Origin of the sequence: Streptomyces sp. V1I1 (assembly GCF_030817355.1) — a bacterium.
Taxonomy (GTDB): domain Bacteria; phylum Actinomycetota; class Actinomycetes; order Streptomycetales; family Streptomycetaceae; genus Streptomyces.
Map to the genome: position 1 here is coordinate 7,070,772 of NZ_JAUSZH010000001.1, position 25,555 is coordinate 7,096,326.

General features: G+C 71.5%; 19 protein-coding genes and 3 pseudogenes. 9 read left to right on the forward strand and 13 right to left on the reverse strand.

Features of this window, described 5'->3' with window-relative positions; genetic code table 11:
• Window positions 1-33: 33 nt before the first annotated feature.
• The 5 genes and pseudogenes from QFZ67_RS33155 to QFZ67_RS33175 form a co-directional block, all read right to left on the reverse strand.
• A pseudogene (locus tag QFZ67_RS33155) lies at window positions 34-191 on the reverse strand (allophanate hydrolase subunit 2 family protein); the annotation flags it as partial.
• Window positions 168-662, reverse strand: a pseudogene (locus QFZ67_RS33160) (carboxyltransferase domain-containing protein); the annotation flags it as partial. The pseudogenes QFZ67_RS33155 and QFZ67_RS33160, both read right to left, overlap by 24 nt.
• Window positions 659-1,423 carry a LamB/YcsF family protein gene (locus QFZ67_RS33165; protein ID WP_307664719.1) on the reverse strand — a complete coding sequence of 255 codons (765 nt, stop codon included), beginning with the start codon at window positions 1,421-1,423 and terminating at the stop codon, window positions 659-661. The gene QFZ67_RS33165 and the pseudogene QFZ67_RS33160, both read right to left, overlap by 4 nt.
• A 23-nt stretch (window positions 1,424-1,446) precedes the next feature.
• Window positions 1,447-1,581 (reverse strand): annotated as a pseudogene (locus QFZ67_RS39195) (D-glutamate cyclase family protein); the annotation flags it as partial.
• Between the two features lie 107 nt (window positions 1,582-1,688).
• Window positions 1,689-2,966, reverse strand: a complete 1,278-nt coding sequence (locus QFZ67_RS33175) for an MFS transporter (protein WP_307664721.1) — start codon at window positions 2,964-2,966, stop codon at window positions 1,689-1,691.
• Between the two features lie 169 nt (window positions 2,967-3,135).
• Here QFZ67_RS33175 and QFZ67_RS33180 point away from each other — a divergent pair, with 169 nt between their 5' ends.
• The 4 genes from QFZ67_RS33180 to QFZ67_RS33195 all read left to right on the forward strand — a co-directional run bounded on the left by QFZ67_RS33180 (window position 3,136) and on the right by QFZ67_RS33195 (window position 11,620).
• On the forward strand, window positions 3,136-3,852 hold the full coding sequence (locus tag QFZ67_RS33180) for a GntR family transcriptional regulator (RefSeq protein ID WP_307664722.1): 717 nt from the start codon (window positions 3,136-3,138) through the stop codon (window positions 3,850-3,852).
• A 62-nt stretch (window positions 3,853-3,914) separates the two neighbouring features.
• Window positions 3,915-5,441: a hypothetical protein gene (locus QFZ67_RS33185; RefSeq protein WP_307664723.1), complete on the forward strand. Its 1,527-nt coding sequence runs from the start codon at window positions 3,915-3,917 to the stop codon at window positions 5,439-5,441.
• Between the two features lie 316 nt (window positions 5,442-5,757).
• Window positions 5,758-6,657, forward strand: a complete 900-nt coding sequence (locus tag QFZ67_RS33190; RefSeq protein ID WP_307664724.1) for a hypothetical protein — start codon at window positions 5,758-5,760, stop codon at window positions 6,655-6,657.
• A gap of 37 nt (window positions 6,658-6,694) precedes the next feature.
• Window positions 6,695-11,620, forward strand: a complete 4,926-nt coding sequence (locus tag QFZ67_RS33195) for a hypothetical protein (protein ID WP_307664725.1) — start codon at window positions 6,695-6,697, stop codon at window positions 11,618-11,620.
• Window positions 11,621-11,647: 27 nt separating this feature from the next.
• On the opposite strand, the gene QFZ67_RS33200 is transcribed toward QFZ67_RS33195, so the two are convergent.
• On the reverse strand, window positions 11,648-12,097 hold the full coding sequence (locus QFZ67_RS33200; RefSeq protein ID WP_307664726.1) for a hypothetical protein: 450 nt from the start codon (window positions 12,095-12,097) through the stop codon (window positions 11,648-11,650).
• Window positions 12,098-12,513: 416 nt separating this feature from the next.
• Here QFZ67_RS33200 and QFZ67_RS33205 point away from each other — a divergent pair, with 416 nt between their 5' ends.
• From QFZ67_RS33205 to QFZ67_RS33220, 4 genes are read left to right on the forward strand one after another with little or no spacing between them, the layout of a single operon-like run.
• Window positions 12,514-15,429, forward strand: coding sequence for a nitrate- and nitrite sensing domain-containing protein (locus tag QFZ67_RS33205; protein WP_307664727.1), 2,916 nt, complete (start codon window positions 12,514-12,516; stop codon window positions 15,427-15,429).
• Window positions 15,426-15,884 (forward strand): roadblock/LC7 domain-containing protein, encoded by a 459-nt coding sequence (locus tag QFZ67_RS33210; protein ID WP_307664729.1) that lies wholly within the window; start codon window positions 15,426-15,428, stop codon window positions 15,882-15,884. Before QFZ67_RS33205 ends, QFZ67_RS33210 begins: the two co-directional genes overlap by 4 nt.
• Window positions 15,885-15,893: 9 nt before the next feature.
• Window positions 15,894-16,298 (forward strand): DUF742 domain-containing protein, encoded by a 405-nt coding sequence (locus QFZ67_RS33215; RefSeq protein ID WP_307664730.1) that lies wholly within the window; start codon window positions 15,894-15,896, stop codon window positions 16,296-16,298.
• The gene (locus QFZ67_RS33220; RefSeq protein WP_307664731.1) at window positions 16,279-16,884 is read left to right on the forward strand and encodes an ATP/GTP-binding protein; all 606 of its coding nucleotides are present in this window, start codon (window positions 16,279-16,281) and stop codon (window positions 16,882-16,884) included. The genes QFZ67_RS33215 and QFZ67_RS33220 overlap by 20 nt, the downstream gene beginning before the upstream one ends.
• A 141-nt stretch (window positions 16,885-17,025) precedes the next feature.
• On the opposite strand, the gene glpK is transcribed toward QFZ67_RS33220, so the two are convergent.
• From glpK to QFZ67_RS33250, 6 genes are all read right to left on the reverse strand, one after another.
• Window positions 17,026-18,537 carry a glycerol kinase GlpK gene (gene glpK / locus QFZ67_RS33225; protein ID WP_307664732.1) on the reverse strand — a complete coding sequence of 504 codons (1,512 nt, stop codon included), beginning with the start codon at window positions 18,535-18,537 and terminating at the stop codon, window positions 17,026-17,028.
• Window positions 18,538-18,567: 30 nt separating this feature from the next.
• The gene (locus tag QFZ67_RS33230; RefSeq protein WP_307664733.1) at window positions 18,568-19,329 is read right to left on the reverse strand and encodes an MIP/aquaporin family protein; all 762 of its coding nucleotides are present in this window, start codon (window positions 19,327-19,329) and stop codon (window positions 18,568-18,570) included.
• 292 nt (window positions 19,330-19,621) lie between these two features.
• The gene (locus QFZ67_RS33235) at window positions 19,622-20,812 is read right to left on the reverse strand and encodes a lipid-transfer protein (protein ID WP_307664734.1); all 1,191 of its coding nucleotides are present in this window, start codon (window positions 20,810-20,812) and stop codon (window positions 19,622-19,624) included.
• The gene (locus QFZ67_RS33240) at window positions 20,809-21,240 is read right to left on the reverse strand and encodes a Zn-ribbon domain-containing OB-fold protein (protein ID WP_307666062.1); all 432 of its coding nucleotides are present in this window, start codon (window positions 21,238-21,240) and stop codon (window positions 20,809-20,811) included. Before QFZ67_RS33240 ends, QFZ67_RS33235 begins: the two co-directional genes overlap by 4 nt.
• A gap of 66 nt (window positions 21,241-21,306) precedes the next feature.
• Window positions 21,307-21,654, reverse strand: coding sequence for a DUF962 domain-containing protein (locus QFZ67_RS33245; protein ID WP_307664735.1), 348 nt, complete (start codon window positions 21,652-21,654; stop codon window positions 21,307-21,309).
• 119 nt (window positions 21,655-21,773) lie between these two features.
• The gene (locus QFZ67_RS33250) at window positions 21,774-22,577 is read right to left on the reverse strand and encodes a M15 family metallopeptidase (RefSeq protein ID WP_307664736.1); all 804 of its coding nucleotides are present in this window, start codon (window positions 22,575-22,577) and stop codon (window positions 21,774-21,776) included.
• Window positions 22,578-22,643: 66 nt separating this feature from the next.
• Between QFZ67_RS33250 and QFZ67_RS33255 the strand changes: the two genes are divergently transcribed.
• Window positions 22,644-23,141: an NUDIX domain-containing protein gene (locus tag QFZ67_RS33255; protein ID WP_307666063.1), complete on the forward strand. Its 498-nt coding sequence runs from the start codon at window positions 22,644-22,646 to the stop codon at window positions 23,139-23,141.
• A gap of 35 nt (window positions 23,142-23,176) precedes the next feature.
• Here QFZ67_RS33255 and QFZ67_RS33260 read toward each other — a convergent pair whose 3' ends face one another.
• Window positions 23,177-25,531 carry a glycoside hydrolase family 31 protein gene (locus QFZ67_RS33260; protein ID WP_307664737.1) on the reverse strand — a complete coding sequence of 785 codons (2,355 nt, stop codon included), beginning with the start codon at window positions 25,529-25,531 and terminating at the stop codon, window positions 23,177-23,179.
• Window positions 25,532-25,555: the final 24 nt, after the last annotated feature.

Consider the following 25,555-nt stretch of genomic DNA (forward strand, 5'->3'; position numbering starts at 1 on the left):
AGTTCTGGATCGACCGTGGCGGCACCTTCACCGACGTGGTGGGCAGACGCCCCCGTTGAGCGTGGTCTCCAGGACCGCCGCCGCCGTGGGGTTGCCGACGAGACGGTTGACGAGAGCTGCCGAGTGCGGGTCGAGCGCCCCGGAGCGCGGCACCCCAGATGGGCATGCCCGGGCCGCCCCAGGTCCTGCACGGTGGTCAGCGCCCCGGCCCGGGCCGGGACGGAGGTGCGCGGGGTGGCCCTGTGCGGAACCGCGTACTGCTGCGGCAGCCCCGTCAGATAGCCGAAGCCCGGTGAGAACCCACAGAAGGCGACCCGGAATTCGGCCGCCGAATGGATCCGTACGACCTCCTCCTCCGGCACCCGCCGCAGCTCTGCGACATCCGCCAGATCGGGCCCGTCGTAACGCACTGGAACCTCAATCGCGTTCTCCACGTGCGCGTGGAGCGCCGGAATCTCCCAGTGAACGAGCTTCCGAGCGAAGTGCTCCGGCCCGTCGAGCCCGTCGAGGAGGACCGTCCGCGCGGCGGGGGCGATCTCCCGGATCGCGGGAAGAACGCCCGCGGCGCGCCGGCGCAGCAGTTCGGCATGGAGCGGACCGGCCTCATCACCGTCGGCCAGCTCGACGAGGAGGGCCCGGTCGCCGACCGGAAGTGCCCTCAGACGAAGGCTTCCACACGGACGCCGACGGTTTCCAGCTCCCGTCGCACCCGGCGGGCGAGCGTGACGGCCCCCTGGGTGTCGCCGTGCAGGCAGAGCGAGCGGGCACGCACCGCGACCGACCGTCCGCAGCGCGAGGTGACCACCCCGAACCGCGCCATGCTGACAGACCGTTCGACGACGGCGGCCGGGTCGCTGAGCACCGCGCCGTCCTGCTCGCGCGGCACCAGCGTGCCCTCCGCGGTGTACGCGCGGTCCGCGAACGCCTCGGTGACGACGGGCAGTCCGGCCTTCTCCGCCATGGTGTGCAGCTTCGATCCGGGCAGCCCGAGCAGTGGCAGCCGCTCGCCCGACAGCAGTACGCCTTCGACGACGGCCGCCGCCTGCTCGTCGTCGTGGACGACGCGGTTGTACAGAGCGCCGTGCGGTTTGACGTACGAGACACGTGACCCGGCCGCCCGGGCGAAGATCTCCAACGCCCCTATCTGATAGGCGATCTCGGCGGCCAGCTCGTCGGGCGGGACGTCCATGGAGCGCCGTCCGAAGCCGGCCAGATCGCGGTACGAGACCTGGGCGCCGATCCGCACCGAGCGGTCCGCCGCCAGCTCGCAGACCCGGCGCATGGTGGCCGCGTCCCCGGCGTGGAAGCCGCAGGCGACATTGGCGCTGGTGACGACGGACATCAGCTGTTCGTCGTCGGTCAGCCGCCAGCGGCCGAAGCCTTCGCCGAGGTCGGCGTTGAGATCGATGGACGCCCAGGTCATGTGCTCCTCTTTCCCACTTCTTCTCAGGCCACGCGGTACTGCTCGTCGCGGGCGTCCATGATGAACATCTGGCCCGGCGCGTGCGTGACCGCGAACGGCTGCCGCGAGGCCGTCTCCGCCGCCTGCGGCGTGACCCCGCACGCCCAGAACACCGGGAACTGCTTGCGAGCCGCGTCAGGCGTCCAGGCGTGCCCGCCGACCCGCTCCACGGCGGGGCCCCCGGGCCGGTTCTTCGTCCCGTCCGTGGCCCGGTCAGTCGTCCCGTTCACAGCAGCTCCTTGCCACGCGTCTCGGGCAGGCCGAGCAGCGCCACCACCGCGAGCCCGTAGCCGACGGCGCCGAGGACGAGCGCGCCGCCGACTCCCCAGCTGTCGGAGAGAAAACCGACGAGGGTGGGCAGGAACGCCCCCACGCCGCGGCCGCAGTTGTACGTGAAGCCCTGGCCGGTGCCGCGTACGGCGGTCGGATAGAGCTCGCTGAGGAACGATCCGAAGCCACTGAAGATCGCGGACATGCAGAAGCCGAGCGGGAACCCGAGGACGAGCAGCAGACCGTTCGCCCCCGAGGGGATGTTGGTGTAGGCGAGGATCCCGATCGCGGACAGCACGGCGAAGAGGATGATGTTCTTCTTCCGGCCGATCCGGTCCGAGAGATAGCCGCCGGTGAGATAGCCGATGAAGGCACCGGATATCAGGAAGGTCAGATAGCCGCCGGTGCCGACGACGGTGAGCCCCCGCTCGGTCTTGAGGTACGTCGGCACCCAGGTCGCCAGCGTGTAGTAGCCGCCCTGGACGCCGGTGGAGAGCAGCGTCGCGAAGAACGTCGTCCGCAGCAGGTCCTTCTTGAAGATCGTGGAGAAGGAGCCGCGCTCGGCGCTGGCGGTGCGACGCGCGGCCGCCTCGGGTGCGTCGCTGACATTCCGCCGTACGTAGATCACCAGCAGGGCGGGCAGCGCGCCCGTCCAGAACATCACACGCCAGGCGGTGTCGGCGTCGAGGAACTGGAAGACCAGCGTGTAGACGATGACCGCGAGCGCCCAGCCGGCCGCCCACGCGCTCTGCACGGCGCCGAGGGTGCGGCCGCGGTGCTTGGCGTCGGCGTACTCCGCGACCAGGATCGCGCCGACGGCCCACTCGCCGCCGAAGCCGAGACCCTGAAGGGCCCGGAAGACAAGCAGCGTCTCGTAGTTGGGGGCAAAACCGCACAGAACGGTGAACACCGCATAAGTGATCACCGTGAGCATCAGTGCCTTCACCCGGCCGATCCGGTCGGCGAGGATGCCGGCGCCGGCGCCGCCCACGGCGGAGACGACCAGGGTGACGGTGGTGAGAAGTCCGGTCTGTCCGTTGTCGAGACTGAAGTACGCGGCGATCGCCACCATGCTGAGCGGCAGCGTGAAGTAGTCGTAGGAGTCGAGGGCGTAGCCGCCGAACGCACCGCCGAAGGCGCGGCGGCCGCGTGGACCGAGCGCCTTCAGCCATGCGAACGCGCCGGTGTCCTCGGGGAGTTCGCCCTGCTTCGGCTGTGACTGGGTCGTACTCATCTGCACCTCGCAGAGGGGGAGGAGGGCGCTGCCGAGACCGTGCGGTGACGCCAAGGTAGGGGATTGTTGAACGATCAGACAAGGGTTATGTCGGTTCGTTCTTGCTTCTACGCTTCTACGATGGAGCTCGCGCGTCGGCGAGAGCGGCCGGCGAGGGAGAGGGGGCGTCGTGGGGACGACGGAGTCCGAGATCGGCGGACTGGCGGACGACCGCCCGCTGTTGGGCCGCACCAGCACGGCGGAACGGGTCGCGGACATCCTGCGCACCCGCATCGCGGAGGGCTACTTCCCGCCTGGAGAACGCCTTTCGGAGGAAAGCATCGGCAAGGCGCTCGGCATCTCGCGCAACACACTGCGCGAGGCGTTCCGGCTGCTGACACACGAGCGGCTGCTGACACATGAGCTCAACCGCGGGGTGTTCGTGCGGATGCTCGCCGTTCAGGACGTCGTGGACATCTACCGCACCCGGCAGTTGGTGGAGTGCGCCGTCGTGCACGGGCTCGGAGAGCCGCCGTACGCGCTGGACCAGCTGGACGCGGCCGTGGCGGGCGGCGAGCGGTCGGAGCGTGAGCGCGACTGGAAGGGCGTCTCCACGGCCAACATCCACTTCCATCGCGAACTCGTCGCCCTCGCAGGCAGCGCGCGCACGGATGAGCTGATGCGCAGCGTGCTGGCCGAGCTGCGGCTGGCGTTCCATGTGGTGGACGACCCGCGGCGGCTGCACCAGCCTTATCTCGTACGCAACCGGGCGATTCTGGAATCCCTGAGAGCGGGGGACCGGTCGGGCGCTGAGCGGCTCCTGGCGGACTACCTCGACGACTCGCGCCTGCAACTGGTCGAGACGTACGCGCATCTCGTCGCGGAGGAGGACGCGGACGGAGCGTAGCGGGGCCGGTCGCTTCTGCGCCGTTGCGGCCGTTGTCAGTGCGAGGACCTAATCTGTGCAGCGTGACTTCGCCTGCCTCGACGGACTTCGTTCCGCCCCAGCTCAGCGCGGGGCCGCGGCCCGCGCAGGGCCCGGCCGCCGACGAAGGGCTCGCGCGGCGGCTGCGCGCGCTCGCGTGCACCGCGCCGCTGCACGACCTCGACACCCGCAAGGCGAATCTCGCGGGGGAGTACACGGTGTACGCGATGGCGGAGGTCGCCCTCGCGGCGATCGACCTCGTCACGCTGAACATGGACTTCGACACCGGCGCCGATCATGACCAGATAGTGGCGAGGCTGCTCCCGCGCGTCGCCGCCCAGGCCCCGCGGCGCCCGGTCGCCGAGCACGAGCGCGTCGCCCGCTGGGTCCTGGAGAACCTGATCAACGTCGGCAGCGTGGACCGCGGATTCCGCGCGGTGTACGGCACCTTCGGCCCCGACGGCGTCTACACGCGGCGTGACTACGACTTCAAGCTCATCGAGGAAGTACCGGGGTACGGCGGCAGCGTCTATCTCCGTACGACCGACGAAGCGGTCAACGTCCTGGTCGGTGCGCTCGACACGGACGTCACCAGCGCGCAGATCGCGGCCGAGGTGAAGCTGGAGGTCCTGATCAGCAGGGGCCGCCTCGCCGACGCCCAGCTCGCGGCCGAGCAGGCCAGATACCGCACCGTGCAGTACGCCGGGACCCTGCGCAGAACGCTGGAGGCGACCCGGCGCAATGTGCGGGCCGTCGACTGGCTCAACGCGGTGCCTGACATGATCGCCGAGGCGCTCGACCATGTCGCCGACCGCTACCGCCATGAGAACGCGATCCTGACGAACATCCGCAAGGCCAGGGACGAGGCCGAAGACCCCGAGCACAAGCGGCGCGCCGCCGAGCTCGTCGACATCGTCAAGGACTGCATCCGCCGCCACACCCAGCTCCAGTCCCGGCTGCTCGAGGCCGGCCCGCTGTTCCGCGCCGAACAGGACCGCCAGGCCTTTGCCCGCCCCACCGCCCGGACCGGGCTCGATCTGTACGGGCAGCTGGTCGCCCCGATCCTGCCGCTCCCGGTGAAGGCGGCGATCCGCGTCACGGACGCGTTCTTCGCCCGCGGGACCGGTTTGCGTACGCCGTCGTCCGTACGGGTCGGCGACCTGGTCGACATGCTGCTCACCCCGCCGATGGAGCGCGAGTATCTGGGCGCGGAGATGCCCGAGCCGGATCTGATCGCCACGCCCGACGACAGCCGCTTCAGCGAAGGGCAGCTGGCGAGCGCGATGGAACTGCTCGACCTGGAGCACGACGCGCCGCGCCGCCTCTCGGGACTGCTCGCCGAGGCCCGCCGTCGCGATCCCGAACTGCCGTATCTGGTCGCCCTGCTGGCCATCCACGCGGCGAGCCCACCGGTCGGCACGGCCTACCGCCAGGGCGAGGAGCGGCTGCTGTTCGCCGTCGACGACGGCACCGAACTGGACGACCCGGAATTCGGCGGGGCGGACCTGATCGTGGGCACGGCACTGCTGGACGCGGCGGGCATGGCGGCGGCCCGCACGGAGGCGGCGTGAGCATCCTGCCGGGGCTCCGCCCCGGACCTCGCGCCTCGATCGCCGGCGGGGCTGAATTTTCCGCTGGTCGGCCTGAAGATTCAGGCCGACCAGCGGAAATCAAGCCCGTTGGGGGTCCCCCGGACGAAGTCTGGGAGAGATTGAGGACACTGCCCCCTACGTCCGGAGGGCGTGGGGGCCCCAGAAGGGCGTGCGGGGGGTCTGGGGGCTTGCCCCCGGTTACGGGAAGGGGCGGGGTGGGGGAGAGGCTCGCCGCAGGCCTCCCGTCCCGTCCCGAACCCCACCCCCTCAGCCCAGACCTTCCGCAGGAGCATCCGTGACCGACCACCACGCCTGGCGTGAGGCCGACGCCCATGACGCGTCGGCTCCAGCCACCCCGGCCGCCACCCCCGCCGCCGTCACGCCCGCCGACGCCGCCGACGCCGCGCGGCTCGTCTCCTTCGGGCTGCAGCCCAAGCTGCTGCCCGCGCGCGACGCCGAATACGCCGAACTGCTCCGCCGCTACCGCGAAGAGACCGCCTTCGCCCGGCTCGCCGACGCCGTCGCCACCGGCCTAGGGCTCGTCGTGCTCGAAGTCTCCCCCCGCGCCGGCATGGCCGTCACCGCCGGTGAGGACTCCGTCTTCGCCGTCCGCATGGGCGACTACGCCCGCCGCGCGTCCGCCGACTCCGCCGACCGCTTCCTGCACGGCCTGGCCCATCTCGCCGTCGCCGCCATGGCGTTCCCCCGCCCCGAGGACCTCGCCGACGACGGCTACATCGGCCGCATCACGGTCAACGGCGTCGACGCATTCGTCCGCCAGGCCTGCCGCCGCCTGGAGGAGCGCGCCGACGCGCAGGGCGAGAACACCGACCCCGCCACCGACGCCCCCGGCCTGGAAGCCGCCTGGCGGATCTACGCACGGCGCAGCGCCACCGGCGCCACCAAGGACGCGCGACGCCTCGCCGGATCCACCACCGGCATCGTCGGCAAGGCGGTCGCCTTCCTCACCGACTCCGGCTTCCTCCAGCGGACCGGTGACGACGCCGGAGGCGCGTACCGCACCACCGCCCGCTACCAGCTGCAGGTGCGAGACATGGCGGGCAGCTCGGCCATGGCCGAGCTCATCGAGCTCGGCGTCGTACCGGTCAGCGACGGCACCGCCACCCTCGTGCCGCCGCCCGACGCGGACGACCTGGAGCTGGCGGCCGACGCCGGCCTGCCCTTCCACGCCTGATCCCGTACCTCCCTGCCAACTACGAGAGTCCGCCGCCATGTACGAGCTGTCCCGGGTCCGCCTCTACTCCATCGGGCCTGCCGGTGCGCGCTATGCCGACACCGTGCTGGACCTGCGCGGAGTCGGCGAGCCCGTGCCCCACCCCGCCCCCACACAGGCGGAGTTCTTCGAGGAGGATCCGGTCGGCCCGCCGCGCCGCCCCGCGCCCGCCGGCGTGCTCTTCCTGGAGAACGGCGGCGGCAAGTCCGTACTGCTGAAGCTGATCTTCTCTGTGATGCTGCCCGGCCACCGCAACACCCTCGGCGGCGCCAGCTCCGGCGTACTGCGCAAGTTCCTGCTCGCCGACGACTGCGGACATGTCGCCCTGGAGTGGCAGCACACGCTCACCGGCGAGCTGGTGGTGGTCGGCAAGGTCAGCGAGTGGCGGGGCCGTCAGGTCTCGGGCGACCCGCGGAAGTTCGCGGAAGCCTGGTACTCCTTCCGGCCGGGACCGGGGCTCAGCCTCGACTCGCTGCCGGTGGCCGAGTCGACCGCTGTCCGTCCGACCGTCGAGGGCGCGTCGGGCGCGCAGGGCCGCCGCCGCACGATGAAGGGCTTCCGGGACGCCATCACCGAGGCGGGCAAGGCGTATCCGCACCTCGAGGTGTACTGGGAGGAGATCCACGACCGCTGGAACGAACACCTCGGCGATGTGGGTCTCGATCCCGAACTGTTCCGCTACCAGCGGGAGATGAACGCGGACGAGGGCGAGGCGGCCGGGCTCTTCGCCGTCAAGAAGGACTCCGACTTCACCGATCTGCTGCTGCGGGCCGTCACCGACACCCGCGACACGGACGGTCTCGCCGACCTCGTCAGCAGCTTCGGCAACAAGCTCGGCCGCCGCGCCGAACTCACCGAGGAACGCGACTTCACGGCCGGCTCGGTCGATCTGCTCGGCCGGATCGTGGAGGCGGCCGAGGCCCGGACCCGGGCCCGCGACATCCACGCGGGCGCCGAGCGTCGTACACGCACGCTGGCCCGCCGGCTCTCCGCCCGCGCCGCTCAGGAACGGGGCCGTACGGCAGACCTCGCCCAGCAGGTCACCGCCGCCGCGCACACGGTGACCGAGGCCGAGCAGGCCCGCAGCCGCAGCTCGCTGATCGCCGCGGAACTGGCCTACCGGCACGCCTCGTTGGCCTTGGCCGTCGCGGAGAAGGGCGCCGCGGCGCAGCGGCGTGAGCTGGCCGACGCGCGTACGCTGCACTCCGCCTGGCAGGCCGCGGAAGCCGTACTGCGCCACCGCGCCGCCGCCGACCGCTCCGCACGCGTCGCCGCGGCGATCCGCGAGGCCGAACGGGACGCCGCCCCGGCGCTCGCAGCCCGTGCCAAGGCCGCCGCCGACCTCGTCCGCGCACTGCACTCCGCAGCGGAGGCAGGCGAGCGGGTGGCCAACGAGGAGGAGGAGCGCTCCGCGGCGCTCCAGGAGGCGGGGGAGGCCGCCCACCGCGACGCGACGGCCGCCGCCACGGAGGCGCAGCGCGCCCGTAGCGAGATCGGTCACCTGCGGCAGCGGCTGACCGAGGTCGAACAGGAGACGGCCGAGGCGGTACGGGCAGGCTGGCTCGACGACACCGCGCCCGACGCCGACCCGGCGCGGGCGGCGCTGGCGGCGAGCGACGCGGAGAAGACGGCGGTCGCGGCGTGGGACGCGGCCCGCGAGGCCGCCCGAACGACGGCGGACCACGCGCGCGACGCGGCCGCGGCGGAGGCCCGCGCGGAACTGGCGGCGGCCCGCGCATCGGACGCGGCGGTGGCCGCGGACAACGCATACGAGGCGGAGCGCCGCGCGGCGGACTCGATCGCCGGTGACGATCGCCTGGCGGAGCTGCTGAGTCTGCCACCGACGCTGCATGCGGCGGTGCCGTCACCGCGGCAGGGGAGGGTGGTCGCGGCCGGCCAGGAGCCCGGGGGAGTGCGCGCGGGGGACGCGGCGAGGTCTGCTGCCGGCGGTGGTACGGGCGATGTGCCCGACCCGTCGCAGGCGAGAAGCGACGCCGCTGCCGAGGCGGCCTCCGGCGACGCGGCCGACCCCGCCCACGGTGGTTCCCGTGCCGACTCCACCGCGATGCCCGGCAGCGGACAGGAACCCCACGCCGACAACGCGCCCGGCATCGGCACCGCCCTCCGCACCGCCGAAGGGCCCCTCACCGCCGAGGAGTTGGACCGATACGCCGACGAGCTGCGGGAGCTGCTCGACCAGGGCATCGCCTCCGCCGAGCGTCAGCTCTTCGACCTGCGCACCGCCGCCGCCGACGACGCCCGCATCCTCGGTGCGCTCGGCGACGGCGGGCTGCTGCCCCCCGGGCCCGACGTCCTCGCGACCGTCGAGTACCTCGGCGAGCACGGTATCCCCGCCCTGCCCGGCTGGCGTTACCTCGCGCAGGCCGTCGACCCGGCCGACCACGCCGCCGTGCTGGCCGCTCGGCCCGAGCTCGTCGACGGCGTGGTGATCACCGATCCCGCCTCGCACGCCCGCGCGCGCGAAGTGCTCGGCGCAGCCGCGCTGTTGCCCCGGTCCGCCGTGGCCGTCGGCACGGCCGCCGCGCTGCTCGCGCCGGTGCCAGGACCCGGCCCGGGCGGCGCCGGTGACGGGGATGTGTTCCTCGTACCACCGAACCCGGCCATGCACGACGAACACGCGGCCGACGAGGAGCGGCAGGCGCTGCGAGCCCGGGCGACCGCGCGGGACGAGGAGATCCGTGCACTCGCGGCCCGGCTGGCCGGAGACCGTTCGATCGCCGCGCGGCTCGGCTCGTGGCGCGCGGACTGCCCGCCCGGGATGCTCGCCGAGCTCGCGCAGGGCGCCCAGAGCGCACGCGAAGCCGCCGAGGAGGCGCAGGAGGCGCTCGCCGAAGCCCGTACCGTACGCGCCGAGGCGGACGAGGCCGCGGCCGACGCAGCCCGGGTGCGCGACGAGCGCCAGGACGCGGCCCAGCGTGCCCGCCGTGCCGCCGACGCACTCGCGGGGCTCGCCTTCCGGCTCCGTGAGCGCGCCGGCTGGCAGGTGAAACTGCGTGAACTGGCGGACGACGCCGCCGAGTCCGAGGCCCGCGCCACGACCTTCCTGGAGCGCGCGAAGGCCGCCGACGAGGATCGCCGCGCCGCCCAGCGTGCCGGTGACGACGCCCGTCGTACGGCACGCGCGCTGCGCGCCGAGCGCGCCGAGATCGCCGGTGCCCCGGAGAACCTGCCGGAGGCGGAGACGGACACTCCGCGCACCGCGCTGCCCGCCCTGCGTGAGGCGTACCGGGCCGCATCCCAGCTGTACGAGAAGGTGGGCGTCGGCGCCGACCTGCGCGCCGAACAGGCCCGTGCCGAGAGCGACGAGAGCGCCGCCCTCGCCGAGCTCGACAGGCTCACCAACAAGGTCCGCACCCGCGCCGCCCAGCTCCTGGAGGGCACGGACGGCGCCGACGGTCCCTCCCGCCAGGCCGCGGCCGCCCGCGCCGAGTCGCTCGTACAGATGCTGGAGTCGCGCGCGTCGGAGGCCAGCGAGAAGCTGGGCCGCCTCCGAGGCGAGGCCGAGCGGCTGGCTCCGTCCCCCGGACTTCGGCATGGGGGACCCCACGGCGAGTCGCACACAGACCTTCCCGAGGAGCTGGTCCCAGCCGACGCCGAACAGGCCCAGGCCCTGCTGCGTACCGCCACCGCCGAACTGGCGGCGCGCACCGACGCGTTGGAGACGGCCCGTGCCGCCCACGCCGGCCTGCTCCAGGCGCATCGCGCAGCCGAGGACGCGGCGGGCGGCTTCGACGACACCGCCGCGCTCCTGCGCGACCTGCTGCGGGAGCACCACGAGGACGACGGGCAGGAAGCGCCCGAGCCGTACCCCGGCAGCCTGGAGGAGGCGCGGCACTCCGCCGCCGAGGCCCGCCGGTCACTGCGCGGCTGCGCCACCGACCTGTCGGCGGCTGAGGCAGCAGTGCGGGAAGCCGGCGACATCCTCGTACGGCACGCCAACTCCACCCGGTACGAGCAGGTGCGCACCCCCGCGCGCCAGCAGATCCGGGAGCTGCCCGCCGCCGCGCTGCCCGAGCACGCCGCGAAGTGGGCGGAGGCCTTCGCGCCCCGGCTGCGCGTGCTGACCGACGAGCTCGAGCAGCTGGAGCGCAACCGCGACACCATCGTCGACCGGCTGCGCGGTCTGGTGGAGTCCGCGCTGACGACGCTCCGTTCGGCGCAGCGGCTCTCCCGTCTTCCGGAGGGGCTCGGCGAGTGGTCAGGGCAGGAGTTCCTGCGGATCCGCTTCGATGAGCCGGACCAGGCGACGCTCGCCGAGCGGCTCGGCGAGGTCATCGACGAGGCGACCCGCGCGGCCGTGAAGAAGAACTCCACGGCGGCGTACGGGGAGGGCCGCCGGGACGGAATGTCCTTGCTGCTGCGCGGAGTTCAGGCCGCACTCCAGCCGAGGGGCATCGCCGTGGAGATCCTCAAGCCCGACGCGGTGCTGCGCGCCGAGCGGGTCCCGGTCGGGCAGATGGGCGACGTCTTCTCCGGCGGCCAGCTGCTCACCGCGGCCATCGCGCTGTACTGCACGATGGCGGCTCTGCGCAGCAACGACCGCGGCCGGGACAAGCACCGGCATGCCGGCACGCTGTTCCTCGACAACCCGATCGGCCGGGCCAACGCGACGTATCTGCTGGAGCTCCAGCGGGCCGTCTCCGATGCGCTGGGCGTTCAGCTGCTCTATACGACAGGGCTCTTCGACACCACGGCACTCGCCGAATTCCCGTTGGTCATCCGGCTGCGCAATGACGCGGATCTGCGTGCGGGCCTGAAGTACATCAGCGTGGAGGAGCATCTGCGCCCCGGCCTGCCGCAGCAGGACCCGTCGGGCGAGACGGTGCACGGCGAGATCACGGCGACCCGCATGTTCAAGCGAACCCCGGTCCCACCGGAGAATGTCAGCCCTTCCGGCCTCTGAGGAGCCCCGAGACCTCCTCCACCCCCGTCACGCCTCCGACAGTCGGCCGCCCCGGCTCCGTTCCCGTCGCCGTATCCGTGCACTCTCGCGCGCCGCCGCCCGCGCCGTGCGTCGTGCCCGGCGGCGTTCACGGCGCAGCTGACGCGCTGTGCTGCTCGGCATGGACACCACGCCATTGCGCTGGTTCCACACCTGGCGGGTCACCCACACGTCGAGCACCGCCCACGTCGCCACCACCGTGCTGCCCACACTGCTGAGCACCATGGGAAACGCCAGCCAGGACCCGGTAAGCGTGCACAGAAACGCGATCATCCCCTGAATCATCGTCAGCGACGCTATGATCACCGCGCGCACCGCCGCAGTACGGACCGGATCAGCCATGCGCCGTCGCACCGCCGGTTCCTCCACCCAGAGTTCCCGCGGGACATTCGCATAACTCGTCGCCCGCGCTGTGCCGCGACGCTCGTCCGTATCCATGGACCTGTCACTCCCCACCTCTGTCCGACATCAGGGTGGCTGCCCCGGTTCCGCTGCTTTACTCCGGCACCCGCAGCGAGCGAACCGAAGCCGAAACCGAAGCGATGCGCGCGGCGTAGTGCGAACACCCGTGCCCCCCGCACAGAATGACGATTGACCAGGCCGGATGATTCCCGCGGATCGAAAAATTCCAGCCATCTGCGGCGGTCCGAAAAATGATGTGCCGCCAGGTGCGGTCCCACGCCGCGGGGAATGCCATCTCCCCGAATACCAGGACAACCCGTGATCAAGACGTCCGTCCTCGGCCGAAAATCGTCCGGACGTGCCTTCGAGTTGTCTGTGTGACAGTAGTAGGCTCACGCCGTTTGTTGACGGAACACCACCCGCACCGGGCGGGGGTTGATCAGGGGGAGGCCATGCGCTTTCGCGGGAAGTCCATCCGCCGGAAGATCGTGGCGTTGTTGCTGGTGCCGCTCGTCTCCCTCACCGCCCTCTGGGGCTTCGCCACCGTACTGACCGGTCGGGAGGCCGATCAGCTTCTGGACGTCAGCTCAGTCGTCGAGAAAGTCGGCTATCCGGTCGCGGACGCCGTCAACGTCATTCAGAAGGAACGCCGCCAGACGCTCATCTACCTTGCGGACCGCAGGGCTTCGGAGGCTCTGCCCACCCTGCGCCGCCAGCGCGAGGCCACCGACGGGGCCGTCGCCAAGATCAAGGCGAATATGGCGAAGTCCGGAGTCCTCGACGACATGCGGCCGGACACCGCGCAGAAACTGGACTCGCTCCTCGAAGCACTCGACGGACTGGGCGCTCTGCGCCGCTCCGTGGAGACAGGGACCGTCTCCCGCAACCAGGCCCTGGATTTCTACAACCGGGTCGTCGACCCCTGCTACAGCCTCCTGCTGACACTCCACGCCTTCAACGACGTAGAGATGGAGCGGCAGGGCCGCGCCCTCGTCGGACTCGTCCGCGCCATGGAGATGCTCTCCCGCGAGGACGCTCTCATCGCCTCCTCGCTGACAACCCGCAAAATCACGGCAGATGAGATCCGCGCGCTCTCCGACTTCGTAGCGAAGCGCGAGCTGTACTACGAGACCAACCTCGAAGTCCTGCCCGCCAAGGAGCGCGAGGTCTACGAGCAGTACTGGCGCAGCCCCAAGACCGCGCCCCTGCGCGACGCCGAGGAACGCCTCATCACCGCGGGCCCCGTCAAGAACACCGGCGCGTCCGAGGGAGTCCGCTGGAAGGCGGTCGCCACCCCCGTCCTGGACGACCTCGCCCGCGAGGCCAAGGAGGCGGGCGTCCGCTACCAGGACCGCGTCGAGCCCGCCGCGTACAGCGTCTTCGTCAAGGCCGGAGTCGCGGGCGTACTGGGCTTCCTCGCCCTGCTGGTCTCGGTCATCGTGTCCGTACGCATCGGGCGCGACCTCGTCCGCGACCTCTCCCGGCTGCGCAAGGAGGCCCACGAGGTCTCCGGCGTACGTCTGCCCAGCGTGATGCGCCGGCTCGCCGCGGGTGAGCATGTGGACATCGAGACCGAAGCGCCGCGCCTCGACTACGACAAGGACGAGATCGGGCAGGCCGGCCAGGCGCTCAACACGCTTCAGCGGGCCGCTGTCGAGGCCGCCGTCCGGCAGGCCGACATGCGCCGCGGAGTCTCCGATGTCTTCGTCAACCTCGCCCGCCGCAACCAGGTTCTGCTGCACCGCCAGCTCACGCTCCTCGACACCATGGAGCGCCGCACCGAGGACACCGAGGAACTCGCGGACCTGTTCCGCCTGGACCACCTCACGACCCGTATGCGACGGCACGCCGAGGGCCTGGTGATCCTCTCCGGCGCCGCGCCCTCCCGGCAGTGGCGCAAGCCGATCCAGCTGATGGACGTCGTACGGGCCGCGGTCGCCGAGGTCGAGGACTACGAGCGCATCGAGGTGCGCCGGCTGCCGCGCATCGGCGTCGGCGGCCCCGCGGTCGCCGACCTCACCCACCTCATCGCCGAACTTCTCGAGAACGCCACGGTGTTCTCGCCCCCGCACACCGGCGTCCAGGTGCACGGCGAGCGGGTCGCCAACGGCTTCACCCTCGAAATCCACGACCGCGGGCTCGGCATGGCACCGGAAGTGCTGCTCGACGCCAATCTGCGGCTCGCGGAGACCCCCGAGTTCGAGCTCTCCGACACCGACCGGCTCGGCCTGTTCGTCGTCAGCCGGCTCGCCCAGCGGCAGAACGTCCGGGTCTCGCTGCAGCCTTCGCCGTACGGCGGGACCACCGCGATCGTCTTCATCCCCGCGGCCCTGCTCACCGAAGCCCCGGAGACCCAGGGCACCGGCTTCCGCCTCGACCGCAAGAGCGAGAGCGCGGCGGGGCGACGCGGCAGCGACGGCAAGCTCACGGCGCTCTCCAAGGTCCCCACCCAGCTGGGCGGCGCGGCGCTGCTCGACGGACCCGTCGAACTGGAGGCACCCGTCGGCGCGTTGGGCTTCGAGGACCGGTCCGGCCTCGGCGGTGACCGGTCCGGGCTCGGCGGTGACCGGTCCGGGCTCGGCGGTGACCGCCCCGGGCTCGGCGGTGAGCGCCCGGGCCTCGGGGGGGTCGACTCCCGCGCCGACATCGAGGACACGGAGAGCGAGCGCGGCGGGATCTTCCGCGCCCGGGCCCGCGACCGCCGCCGCCCGACCCCGGACGAGCAGCACCACCAGGCGCTGGACCAGACGCCCGAGCGGAACTCCGGGCCCGTGCCGCTGCCCCGCCGCAAGCCGCCGACCCTGGTCGCCGACCACGGCCGCAGGGTGGACGATCGTGGCCGCACGCACCCGGCCCCGGCACCCGAGCCCGAGCGTTCCGCAGAGCCCACGCCCGCGCCGGAGCCGCGCACCGGCCCATGGTCTCCATCCGCGCCGGAGCCGCGCCCCGCGCCCTGGCCGGGACCCGCACCCGCCCCGGAGCCACGCCGCGCGCCCTGGCCCGCGCCCGCCCCGGCATCGCCCGCCCCGTCGCCGGACAACGCGCGCACCCCCAAACGCGACCCCGACCCGGCATCCGCACCCCGACCCGCCACGGTAGACGGCCTGCCCCGCCGAGTCCGTCAGGCAAGCCTCGCCCCCCAGCTCAGGGAGGGCGCCGCCGCCGAACTGACCACAGCCCCGGCCGCGGGGCAGGACGTCGAACGCGATGCGGAACAAGTACGCAACCGGATGGCTTCCATGCAACGAGGCTGGCAGCGCGGCCGCCGCCAGAATGCCGAAGAGGCCGAGTACGAAGAGGCCACCGACCAGGCCACCGGCCCCGGCGAGACCGCACCAGGAACGACATCGGAGGGGGACGGTCGATGACCGCACCACACGCCGCAGCACCCAACGCCACCGGCGACGGCCTGACCACAACCACAAGGCGGTCCGGCGAACTCAACTGGCTCCTTGACGAACTGGTGGACCGCGTCGCCAGCATCCGCAAGGCACTGGTGCTCTCCGGTGACGGCCTCGCCACCGGCACCTCCCGGGAGCTGACCCGCGAGGACGGCGAGCACCTCGCCGCCGTCGCCTCCGGCTTCCACAGCCTCGCCAAGGGCGTCGGCCGCCACTTCGAGGCGGGCAAGGTCCGCCAGACCGTCGTGGAACTGGACGAGGCCTTCCTCTTCGTCACGGCGGCGGGCGACGGCAGCTGTCTGGCCGTCCTCGCCGACGCGGACTCCGACGTCGGGCTGGTGGCGTACGAGATGACGCTCATGGTCAAGCGGGTCGGAGCGCACCTGGCCACCGCTCCACGGACCGGCCAACCCGGGGGGTGAGTGGCCGGCATGAGTGACTCCGCTCAGTACGCTCGGAACCCGCACCACTTCTTCGACGCCGAAGCCGGCCCGGTCGTCCGTCCGTACGCGATGACCCGCGGCCGGACGAGCAGCGCCACCCGTCACGGCCTCGATCTGATCGCCCTCGTCGTGCCGGAGGCCGCAGCCGACGATCCCGGCCGCGACCAGTTGCTCTCGCCGGAGCATGTTGAGATCGTAGAGCGGTGCGGCGACACCCCCCAGTCGATCGCCGAACTCGCTGCCACCCTGGACCTCCCTGTCGGAGTGGTCCGGGTCCTGGTCGGCGATCTCGTCGAGGACGCACTGGTGCATGTAACCCGTCCCGTTCCGCCGGCCGAACTGCCGGATGTGAGCATTCTCCGCGAGGTGATCAATGGTCTTCGGGCGCTCTAGCCGCCGAACGCCGCCCGTCGAGCCGGTGACTCTGAAGATCCTGGTCGCGGGCGGATTCGGCGTGGGCAAGACGACTCTGGTGGGCGCGGTCAGCGAGATCAGACCGCTGCGTACGGAGGAGACGCTGAGTGAGGCGGGTCGTCCCGTCGACGACACCGCTGGCGTCGAGCAGAAGACGACCACCACTGTCGCCATGGACTTCGGGCGTATCACGCTCCGCCAGGACCTGGTGCTCTATCTCTTCGGCACGCCGGGCCAGGACCGCTTCTGGTTCCTCTGGGACGAGCTGGCGCAGGGGGCGCTGGGTGCGGTTGTGCTCGCCGATACCCGCCGCCTTGAGGACTCCTTCGGGGCCATCGACTACTTCGAACGCCGATCCATTCCCTTCACCGTCGCCGTCAACTGCTTCGAGGGGGCGGGTCGTTTTCCCGGCGAGAGCGTACGGGCCGCACTCGACCTCGACCCCGAGGTGCCGCTGCTGATGTGCGACGCGCGCCAGCGCGAGTCGGCCAAGGAGGTGCTGGTGGCGGTCGTTGAGCACGCGCTGGCCCGCGCCGACAGGCAGCGCGAACACGCGGACGCCTGAAACCCGCGCCGACAGGCAGCGCGAGCACGACGCCTGGCCGCCCCGTCGGCCGTCGGCGCGAGCACGCCGTCAGCCGACCGACAGGCGAGCCACGGCCCGTACCCCCACCGACTGGGGTACGGGCCGTGAGTCAACATGGGGTCACTCGTCGCCTTCCTCGTGCCAGCCGAAGCTACGCTCCACCGCCTTGCGCCAGTTGTGGTACTCGCGCTCGCGGGTCTGCGCCTCCATCCGCGGCGACCACTCCACATCGCGCTTCCAGTGCGCCTTGAGCTCGTCGAGGTCCGACCAGACGCCGGTCGCGAGCCCCGCCGCGTACGCGGCCCCCAGACACGTCGTCTCGGAGACCTTCGGCCGGATCACCGGCACCCCCAGCACATCCGCCTGATGCTGCATCAGCAGATTGTTGGAGGTCATGCCGCCGTCCACCTTGAGTGTGGTGATCTGCACCCCGGAGTCCTGGTACATCGCGTCGACTACTTCTCGGGTCTGCCAGCTGGTCGCCTCCAGCACCGCCCGCGCCAGATGCGCCTTGGTGACGTACCGGGTCAGTCCGGTGATGACACCGCGTGCGTCGGAGCGCCAGTACGGGGCGAAGAGCCCGGAGAAGGCCGGCACGATGTACGCCCCGCCGTTGTCGTCCACGCTCGCCGCCAGCGTCTCGATCTCGTCGGCGCTGCGGATGATGCCCAGCTGGTCCCGGAACCACTGCACCAGCGCGCCGGTGATCGCGATCGACCCCTCCAGGCAGTACACCGGCGCCTCTTCGCCGATCTTGTACCCCATCGTGGTGATCAGCCCGCTCTTCGACGCCACGGGCCGGTTGCCGGTGTTGAGCAGCAGGAAGCTGCCGGTGCCGTACGTGTTCTTGGCCGTGCCCGTGTCGTAGCAGGCCTGCCCGAAGATCGCGGCCTGCTGGTCGCCGAGCGCCGAGGCCACCGGTACACCCGCGAGCTGGCCGACGGCCGTCCCGTACACCTCCGCCGACGATCTGATCTCCGGAAGCACCGCCTGCGGCACATTCATTGCCGCCAGGATCGCCGGATCCCACTGCAGGGTCTGCAGATTCATCAGCATCGTGCGCGACGCGTTGGTCACATCGGTGACATGGACACCACCCTCGGTGCCGCCGGTGAGGTTCCAGATCAGCCAGGAGTCGATGGTCCCGAAGGCGATCTCACCGCGTTCGGCCCGGCCGCGCAGCCCGGGCACATTGTCCAGCAGCCAGGCCGCCTTGGGCCCGGAGAAGTAGCTCGCGAGCGGCAGTCCGGTCGCGTCGCGGAAACGGTCCTGCCCGTCCGTGCCGCCGAGTTCGTTGCAGAGTGCGGAGGTACGCGTGTCCTGCCAGACGATCGCGTTGTGTACGGGCTTGCCGGTCGCCCGGTCCCAAAGAACCGTCGTCTCCCGCTGGTTGGTGATGCCGAGGGCACTGAGCTGGTCGGCCCGCAGGCCAGCCTTGGCGATGGCCCCCGCCACCACCGCCTGCACCTTGGACCAGATCTCGGTGGCGTCGTGCTCCACCCAGCCCGGCTTGGGGAAGATCTGACGGTGCTCGCGCTGGTCGACGGCGACGATCGCGCCGTCCTGGTTGAAGATGATGCAGCGGCTGGACGTGGTGCCCTGGTCAATTGCGGCGACGAATTTGTCCGTCATGACGTCCTCTTGTCGAAGTGGCCGGAAGGCCTAGAAGGCTGCGTTGAATATGAGGCCGGCCAGCAGCCCGCCGATCACGGGCCCGGCCACCGGCACCCAGGCGTAACCCCAGTCGGAGGTGCCCTTGTTGGGGATCGGCAGCAGTGCGTGGGTAATGCGTGGTCCGAGGTCACGCGCCGGGTTGATGGCATAACCGGTCGGCCCGCCGAGTGAGAGACCGATGCCGACGACCAGCAGCGACACCAGCAGGATGGAGATGCCGGAGCCGTAGATCCCGGCGTCCTGCCCGGGTATCTGCCCGATGCCGATGCCGTCGTTCTTGCCGAAGGCGAGTATCGGCAGCACCAGGCCGATCGTCGCGATGATCTCGGTCATCACGTTGGCGACGGGATTGCGGATCTCCGGACCGGTGGAGAAGATTCCGAGCGTGGGCTGTGCGTTCTTCTTGTCCGCGTTGGCCTGGAACTGCGCGAAGTAGACGAGATAGGCGAGTACGGCGCCGAGGATCGCGCCGACCATCTGCGCCAGGATGTAGAGCGGCACCTTGCTCCACTCCCCGGTGTCGACGGCGACGCCCAGCGTCACGGCCGGATTGAGATGCCCACCCGACAGCGGCGCGGCTGTGTACGCGCCCGCCAGCACGCCGAAACCCCAGCCGAAGGCGATGACGACCCACCCCGAGGCCCTTGCCTTGGAGTGGTGGAGCGTGACGGCGGCGCAGACGCCCGCGCCGAAGAGGATGAGTATCGCGGTGCCGATGACCTCACCGGTGAATATGTCTCCATTGCTCATGGCGGCTCCTATGCCCTCGGCCGGGGCCTGGGCCCCGGTCCTCCGTGCAGGATGCGTGCTCCATGGCGTTCCATGGCTACGGAGCCGGAGGCAGGGGAGTCTCCCGCACCCCGCCGGCGTCCGTGACGAGCGTGGTGAGCGTGCCGAAGTGCGGCGATGCCGACGAAGAGGCAGTGTTCACCGGCCGTGATGGGGCGTCAAGGTCGTTGACAGCAAGCGCAGTTCACGGCTTGTGTGTTTGACACGGTACCGGGGAACGTAAGGCGGCGGGAGGTTCGCCTTCAGGGTCGGCTCAGCGGACGGCGACGACCGCCGAGCCATGGCCGAACAGCCCCTGGTTCGCGGTGATCCCGGTGCGCGCCCCCGGCACCTGGCGCGCCCCGGCAGTGCCGCGCAACTGCCAGGTCAGCTCGCAGACCTGGGCGATGGCCTGAGCGGGCACCGCCTCGCCGAATGACGCGAGACCGCCGCTGACATTGACGGGAATCCGCCCGCCGAGCGCGGTTGCACCCTCGCGCACCAGCTTGGCGCCCTCGCCGGCCCCGCACAGCCCGATGTCCTCGTACCACTCCAGCTCCAGGGCGGTGGAGAGGTCGTACACCTCGGCGAGCGAGAGATCCTCGGGCCCGATGCCCGCCTCCTCGTACGCGGCCCCGGCGATCGAAGCCCGGAACGACTGCGGGAGCGGGTCCACGGCGGCGGCCGAGTCGGTCGCGATGTCCGGGAGGTCGAGTACGGCCTTCGGATAGGTCGGCGAGACGGTGGAGACCGCGCGGATACGGACCGGCTCGCCGGCCCCGTGCCGGCGCGCGAAGTCCATGCTGGAGAGCACCAGCGCGGCCGCGCCGTCGGACGTCGCACAGATGTCGAGCAGCCGCAGCGGATCGGCGACCACCGCGGAGGCGGCCACCTCCTCGGCCGAGACGGCCTTGCGGTAGCGGGCGTTGGGGTTGAGCGCCCCGGCCGCCGCGTTCTTCACCTTGACCAGCGCGAAGTCCTCGGCGGATTCGCCGTGCAGGGCCATACGCCGGCGGGCGTGGAGCGCGAAGTAGGCGGGGTTGGTCGCCCCGAGCACCCGGAAGCGCAGCCAGTCGGGATCGTCGGGCCGATCGCCCCCGGCCGGTGCGAAGAAACCCTTGGGCGCGGAGTCCGCCCCCACCACCAGCACCACGTCCGCCATACCCGCCAGGATCTGGGAGCGCCCGGTGTTGATCGCCTGCGCGCCCGATGCGCAGGCCGCGTAGACGCTGCTGACGCGTGCCCCCTGCCAGCCGAGCGCCTGCGCGAAAGTCGCTCCGGCCACATACCCGGGATAGCCGCAGCGCATGGTGTCCGCGCCGACCACCGACTGCACCTGCCGCCAGTCGATCCCGGCATCGGCCAGCGCGGCTCTGGCCGCGGCCGTGCCGTACTGGACGAAGCTGCGACCCCATTTGCCCCAGGGATGCATTCCGGCCCCGAGGACCGCCACCTCGCCGCTCATGACGCCACCCCCACGGGCCGCCAGTGCCAGGTCGTCCAGACCGTCTCGGCGTCCTCGTTCAGCACGCCGGGCACGACCTCGACCTGCATCCCGACCGCGAGATCGGTGACTCTCACGCCCGGCACGGCCTGCCCGAGGACCACCATCCGCTCGGCCTCGAGCTCGACGGCGACGAGTGTGTACGGCTCCCACTCCGCATCGGGGTCAGAGACGTACGGCGCAGGTGGTCGATAGCGTCCGTCCGTGTACGACCACACCCGTCCCCGCTTGGACAGGGGCACCTCCGCCAACTCCCCGCCGCCGCATGCCGGGTTGCGGCAGAAGGAGTCCTCGCGCGGGAAGAAGACCGACGCGCAGGCCGCACAGCGGGTGCCGAGCAGCCGGAAGTCCTCCTCATCGCTGTCCTGCGTGAACCATCCGGCCACCACGGGTGTGCGCGTCAAGATCCCTCCCCGGCCCAGCAATCTGACGAAACGTCAGAAGTGTGCCACGGGTCAGCGGCTCTCGGCGAGCCACTTGGCGGCGGTCTCGGCCAGTTCCCGGTCCCTGCCCGCCAGCATCATCCGGATCATCTGCACGTCACCCCGCAGCGACCAGGCCGGATGCCCGAAGGTCGCGGGGTTGTTCTTCTCGATGAAGAAATGCGCGGGCCAGGCCGTTCCGTAGCCGATCAGCGGCAGGGCGGCCGCATACCGCTTCCGGCCGCGCGCCAGCCCGTACGCGCTGACCGCGAGTCCGGTCAGCGTGCCGGTCAGATGGACCCACCGGGTGGCCGCCCTGGAGTGCATCGCGACGTAGTACGGCCAGAACTCCTCGTACGAGTCAAACGTCTGCTGCGTCATGGCCGCACCGTAATCCCTCGGCAGTGAACCGGATACGGCCCGGCCGCGTCCGATATCGGAGAACGGGCGGCCGGAGCCTACGGGGGTGGTCCCGGCCGCCCGTTCCGCAGCTGCCTCCCTCAGTGCCCGGCGACCGAACGCCAAGCGACGGGGAAGTCGAAGAAGGTGTCCGGGAACGGCTCCGGCTTGTAGGTGAAGTGCCACCACTCCTCGGGCAGATTCACAAAACCGACCGCACTCAGAGCGCCCTTCAGCAGCTGCCGGTTGGCGCGCTGCTTGCCCTGGATCCTGGGGTCATCGGTGTGCGACAGCGTGTCGAAGCAGTCGAAACCGGTCCCCATGTCCACGGAATTGTCGGGAAACCGCTCGGACTTGGGCGCATAACAAGGGACGAGAGGCTCGCCGGGAATGTACGGCCTGGTTGGCAGGGCAGGCAGCTTCACGATGGTGAGATCGACCGTGCTGCCGCGGCTGTGCCCGGACTTCTCCGCGATGTAACCGTCGGCGAACAGCCGCGACTTGTCGACTTGGGGATAGAACTCCTTCTTCATGGTCTCGTCATCGAGGTCCTTGGCCCACCGAACGAAGTGGTCGACGGCCCGCTGAGGCCGGTAACAGTCGTACACCTTCAGCGAGTAGCCCTGACGGAGCAGCTTCGACTGCGCCTTGTGCAGCGCCTGGGCGGCGGGCCGGGTGAGGATGCAGAGCGGCTGGCGGTAGCCGTCGACGGGTTCACCCACGAAGTTGTGCCGGGTGATGTAGCGCATCTCCTGGATGATCGTCGGGTCGACGGAGCGCAGCGCCACGAACTCCCTGGGTGCCTTCGGCTCGGACTCGGCCTGCGCCGCGGGGGCGGCGGTGACGGCGAGGAGTGCGGCGGCCGTCGCTACGAGGGTGCGGAAAGCGGAAGCAAGTCCTGTCATGCGCACAGGCTTTACCAGTTCCCGGCCCTGCGGGAAAGGGTGATCGGATACAGTCCGCGCGTGTCCATGGACTCCCACTGCGGCAACTGCGGGGCGCCGTACGGCTCCCTGACGGGCTGGCCCCGCACCTGCCCGGCCTGCGGCGAGACGGCCTACCGCAATCCGCTGCCGGTCGCTGTCGCGCTGCTGCCCGCGTACGACGCCGACGGCACCGGACTCGTCATCATCACCCGCACGATTGAACCGAGGCGCGGAGGCATCGCACTGCCGGGCGGCTACATCGACCACGGTGAGGACTGGCAGCAGGCAGTCGTACGGGAGTTGGCGGAGGAGACCGGCATCGAGGCCTCGCGCGAGGAGGTTCACCTCGCGGACGCACTCAGCGCGCCGGACGGCCATCTGCTCCTGTTCGGCCTCCTGCCACAACGCCCGGCAGCGGACCTCCCACCGCCGACCCCGACGCCCGAGACGGCGGGCTGGCACCTGCTCCATGAGTCGACGGAGCTGACGTTCCCGCTGCACACGACTGCGGTACGAAAATGGTTCGAGGGACGGTACGCGTAGTCACCCGGCTTCGTGGGTGCCGTGGGCCGGGGCCCCTACGCCCCCAGCCCCCGCACCCGTACCCGCCACCTCGGCGGGCCGGACCGGTCCCCCTTGACCTGCTTCACCACGACCCGCCCGTCCACCAGCCGCGACGTGTACCGCTCCACCTCCGCCTCCTCCCAGCCGTCCCCCAGGTCCGGGACCACCAGCCCCCCGCCCCCGCGCCTCTCGGCCGGCGCCCACACCTCCAGCTCGATCCCGCCGTCCGCGCCCCGTACCGGAATCACCGCACCACCCCGCGCCAGTACCGGGATCCGCGACAGCGGAGCGTCCACCAGCACCTGCCCGGGCCCGTCGTAAGCCTGCCCCGTCGCCGTGTCGTACCACCGGCCGCGCGGCAGCCGCACCGCCCGTCGGTCCGTCCCGCTCTCCAGCACCGGCGCGACCAGCAGCGCCTCACCGAGCAGAAAGGCGTCCTCGCAGTCGCGCAGCATCCGGTCCTCCGGACTGCTCCACCACAGCGGCCGCACATACGGCGCCCCCGTCAGCCGCGCCAGATGCGCCAGCGTGACGAAGTAGGGCCGCAGCCGCTCCCGTTCGTCGAGAGCCGCCTTCGCATGCGCGAGGACCTCGGGCCCGAACTCCCACGGCTCCCTGCGCCCCGCGCCGATCGCCGCATGAGTGCGGAACAGCGGCAGCTGCGCCCCCAGCTGGAACCAGCGCAGATACAGCTCGGGCGACGGACTGCCGTCGAATCCGCCCACATCAGGACCGGAGTACGGCACGCCGCACAGCCCCAGCCCGAGGACCAGCGAGAGCGAGGCCCGCAGCCCGGGCCAGCCGGTGGACACATCGCCGGACCAGGTGCCTCCGTACCGCTGCATACCCGCCCAGCCGGAACGCGAGAAGAGAAACGGCCGTTCCTCCGGACGCAGCCGCCGCAGTCCCTCGTACCCGGCCTGCGCCATCGCGAGACCGTACACATTGTGGGCCTCGCGGTGATCGCCGCCCCGCCCCTCCAGCGCGTGCCGGGCCGAGCGCGGCAGCGTCATGTCGCCGAAGGGCGCGAAGGACACCGGCTCGTTCATGTCGTGCCACACCCCGGAGAAGCCTTGCGCCAGCCGCTCCTCGTACAGCTCTCCCCACCACCGGCGGACCGCCGGATCGGTGAAGTCCGGATAGACGCACTCGCCCGGCCAGACGACGCCCCGCACCTCCCCGCCCCGCGGATCGCGTACGAACGCCCCGGCCGCCGACCCGCTGTCGTACACCCCGTTCCCGCGCTCCGCCTTCACCGCCGGATCGACGATGGAGACCAGACGCACCCCGTCCTCGCGCAGATCCTTCGCCATGCCAGGCAGGTCGGGGAACTTCTCGCGGTCGACGGTGAACACCTGATGCGCGTCGTAGTGGTCGATGTCGAGATGGACGGCGGACAGCGGCAGCTCCCGGTCCCGGTAGCCCGCGACGATCCGGCGCACCTCCCGCTCGCTGCCGAAACCCCACCGGGCATGCTGCGGTCCCAGCGCCCAGGCCGGCGGCAGCGCGGGCGCGCCCGTCAGCTGGGTCCAGCCGGCCAGCACGCGCGCGGGAGGCCCGACCACCACCCAGCAGCGCAGCGGCCCGCCGTCCATGCGCACCTCACTGGTGCCGGGCCGGTCGTGCCCCGAGCCCGCGCCCTCCTCGCCCTCGTGCAGGGTGACCCGGCCGTCCCACGAGTTGTCGTGGAAGGCGAGATGGGTGCCGGCGTCCGCCACCACCAGCTGGACGGGCATGTTGATGTACAGCGGGTCGTCGCCGGGACCGAAGGTGCCCTTGGGGTCGGTGTTCCACAGCCGGTATATGCCGCCCCGCAAGCGCGGTCCGGAGGCCCGCCCGCCGAGCCCGAAGAAGCGCGCGTCCGCAGGCACTTCGGTCCGCTGCACCCACCGTGCCGGACCGCCCCGCACCGGCTCCCACCAGCGCGGCGGCAGATCCCGGCGCAGAACGACACCGCCCGGCGTACGGATCTCCACGGCGCCGTTGCGGGAGACCTCCACGGTCACCCGCTCCGACACCACCCGCCAGCCGCCGTCCTTGTCGGGCTCGAGCTCGGCACGCGGATCCGGCTCGGGAGGCTCGCCGGCGAGTGCGTACGACGGCTCGGGCCCCGCGCCGTCCCAGCCCCAGAAGACCGTGCCGCCCGCCGTGACCCGGATGCGCAGCTCCGAACGTGCGAACCGGAGGATGCCGCCCCCGGGCAGCGGCTCGGCGCCGGACACGGGCCCGGGCACCCGCGCCCGCTCCGCCCCCCTCGTCGGCAGCTCCCGGGCGTCGGTCCGCCGCTGCCGCCAGGCCGAGCGTGCCGCGCGCAGCCCCTGCGCCGTTCCGAAATTTCTTACCGAGCGCACCAGATCCCGACCGTCCATGCAGCTCAGCCTGCCATCCGGCCA

Coding starts and splice junctions, on each gene's coding strand:
- QFZ67_RS33165 (WP_307664719.1), bottom strand. CDS start 1,423: ATGACCTGGGCGTCCATCGATCTCAACGCCGACCTCGGCGAAGGCTTC.
- QFZ67_RS33175 (WP_307664721.1), bottom strand. CDS start 2,966: ATGAGTACGACCCAGTCACAGCCGAAGCAGGGCGAACTCCCCGAGGAC.
- QFZ67_RS33195 (WP_307664725.1), top strand. CDS start 6,695: ATGTACGAGCTGTCCCGGGTCCGCCTCTACTCCATCGGGCCTGCCGGT.
- QFZ67_RS33200 (WP_307664726.1), bottom strand. CDS start 12,097: ATGGATACGGACGAGCGTCGCGGCACAGCGCGGGCGACGAGTTATGCG.
- QFZ67_RS33205 (WP_307664727.1), top strand. CDS start 12,514: ATGCGCTTTCGCGGGAAGTCCATCCGCCGGAAGATCGTGGCGTTGTTG.
- QFZ67_RS33210 (WP_307664729.1), top strand. CDS start 15,426: ATGACCGCACCACACGCCGCAGCACCCAACGCCACCGGCGACGGCCTG.
- QFZ67_RS33215 (WP_307664730.1), top strand. CDS start 15,894: ATGAGTGACTCCGCTCAGTACGCTCGGAACCCGCACCACTTCTTCGAC.
- QFZ67_RS33220 (WP_307664731.1), top strand. CDS start 16,279: ATGGTCTTCGGGCGCTCTAGCCGCCGAACGCCGCCCGTCGAGCCGGTG.
- glpK (WP_307664732.1), bottom strand. CDS start 18,537: ATGACGGACAAATTCGTCGCCGCAATTGACCAGGGCACCACGTCCAGC.
- QFZ67_RS33230 (WP_307664733.1), bottom strand. CDS start 19,329: ATGAGCAATGGAGACATATTCACCGGTGAGGTCATCGGCACCGCGATA.
- QFZ67_RS33235 (WP_307664734.1), bottom strand. CDS start 20,812: ATGAGCGGCGAGGTGGCGGTCCTCGGGGCCGGAATGCATCCCTGGGGC.
- QFZ67_RS33245 (WP_307664735.1), bottom strand. CDS start 21,654: ATGACGCAGCAGACGTTTGACTCGTACGAGGAGTTCTGGCCGTACTAC.
- QFZ67_RS33250 (WP_307664736.1), bottom strand. CDS start 22,577: ATGACAGGACTTGCTTCCGCTTTCCGCACCCTCGTAGCGACGGCCGCC.
- QFZ67_RS33255 (WP_307666063.1), top strand. CDS start 22,644: ATGGACTCCCACTGCGGCAACTGCGGGGCGCCGTACGGCTCCCTGACG.
- QFZ67_RS33260 (WP_307664737.1), bottom strand. CDS start 25,531: ATGGACGGTCGGGATCTGGTGCGCTCGGTAAGAAATTTCGGAACGGCG.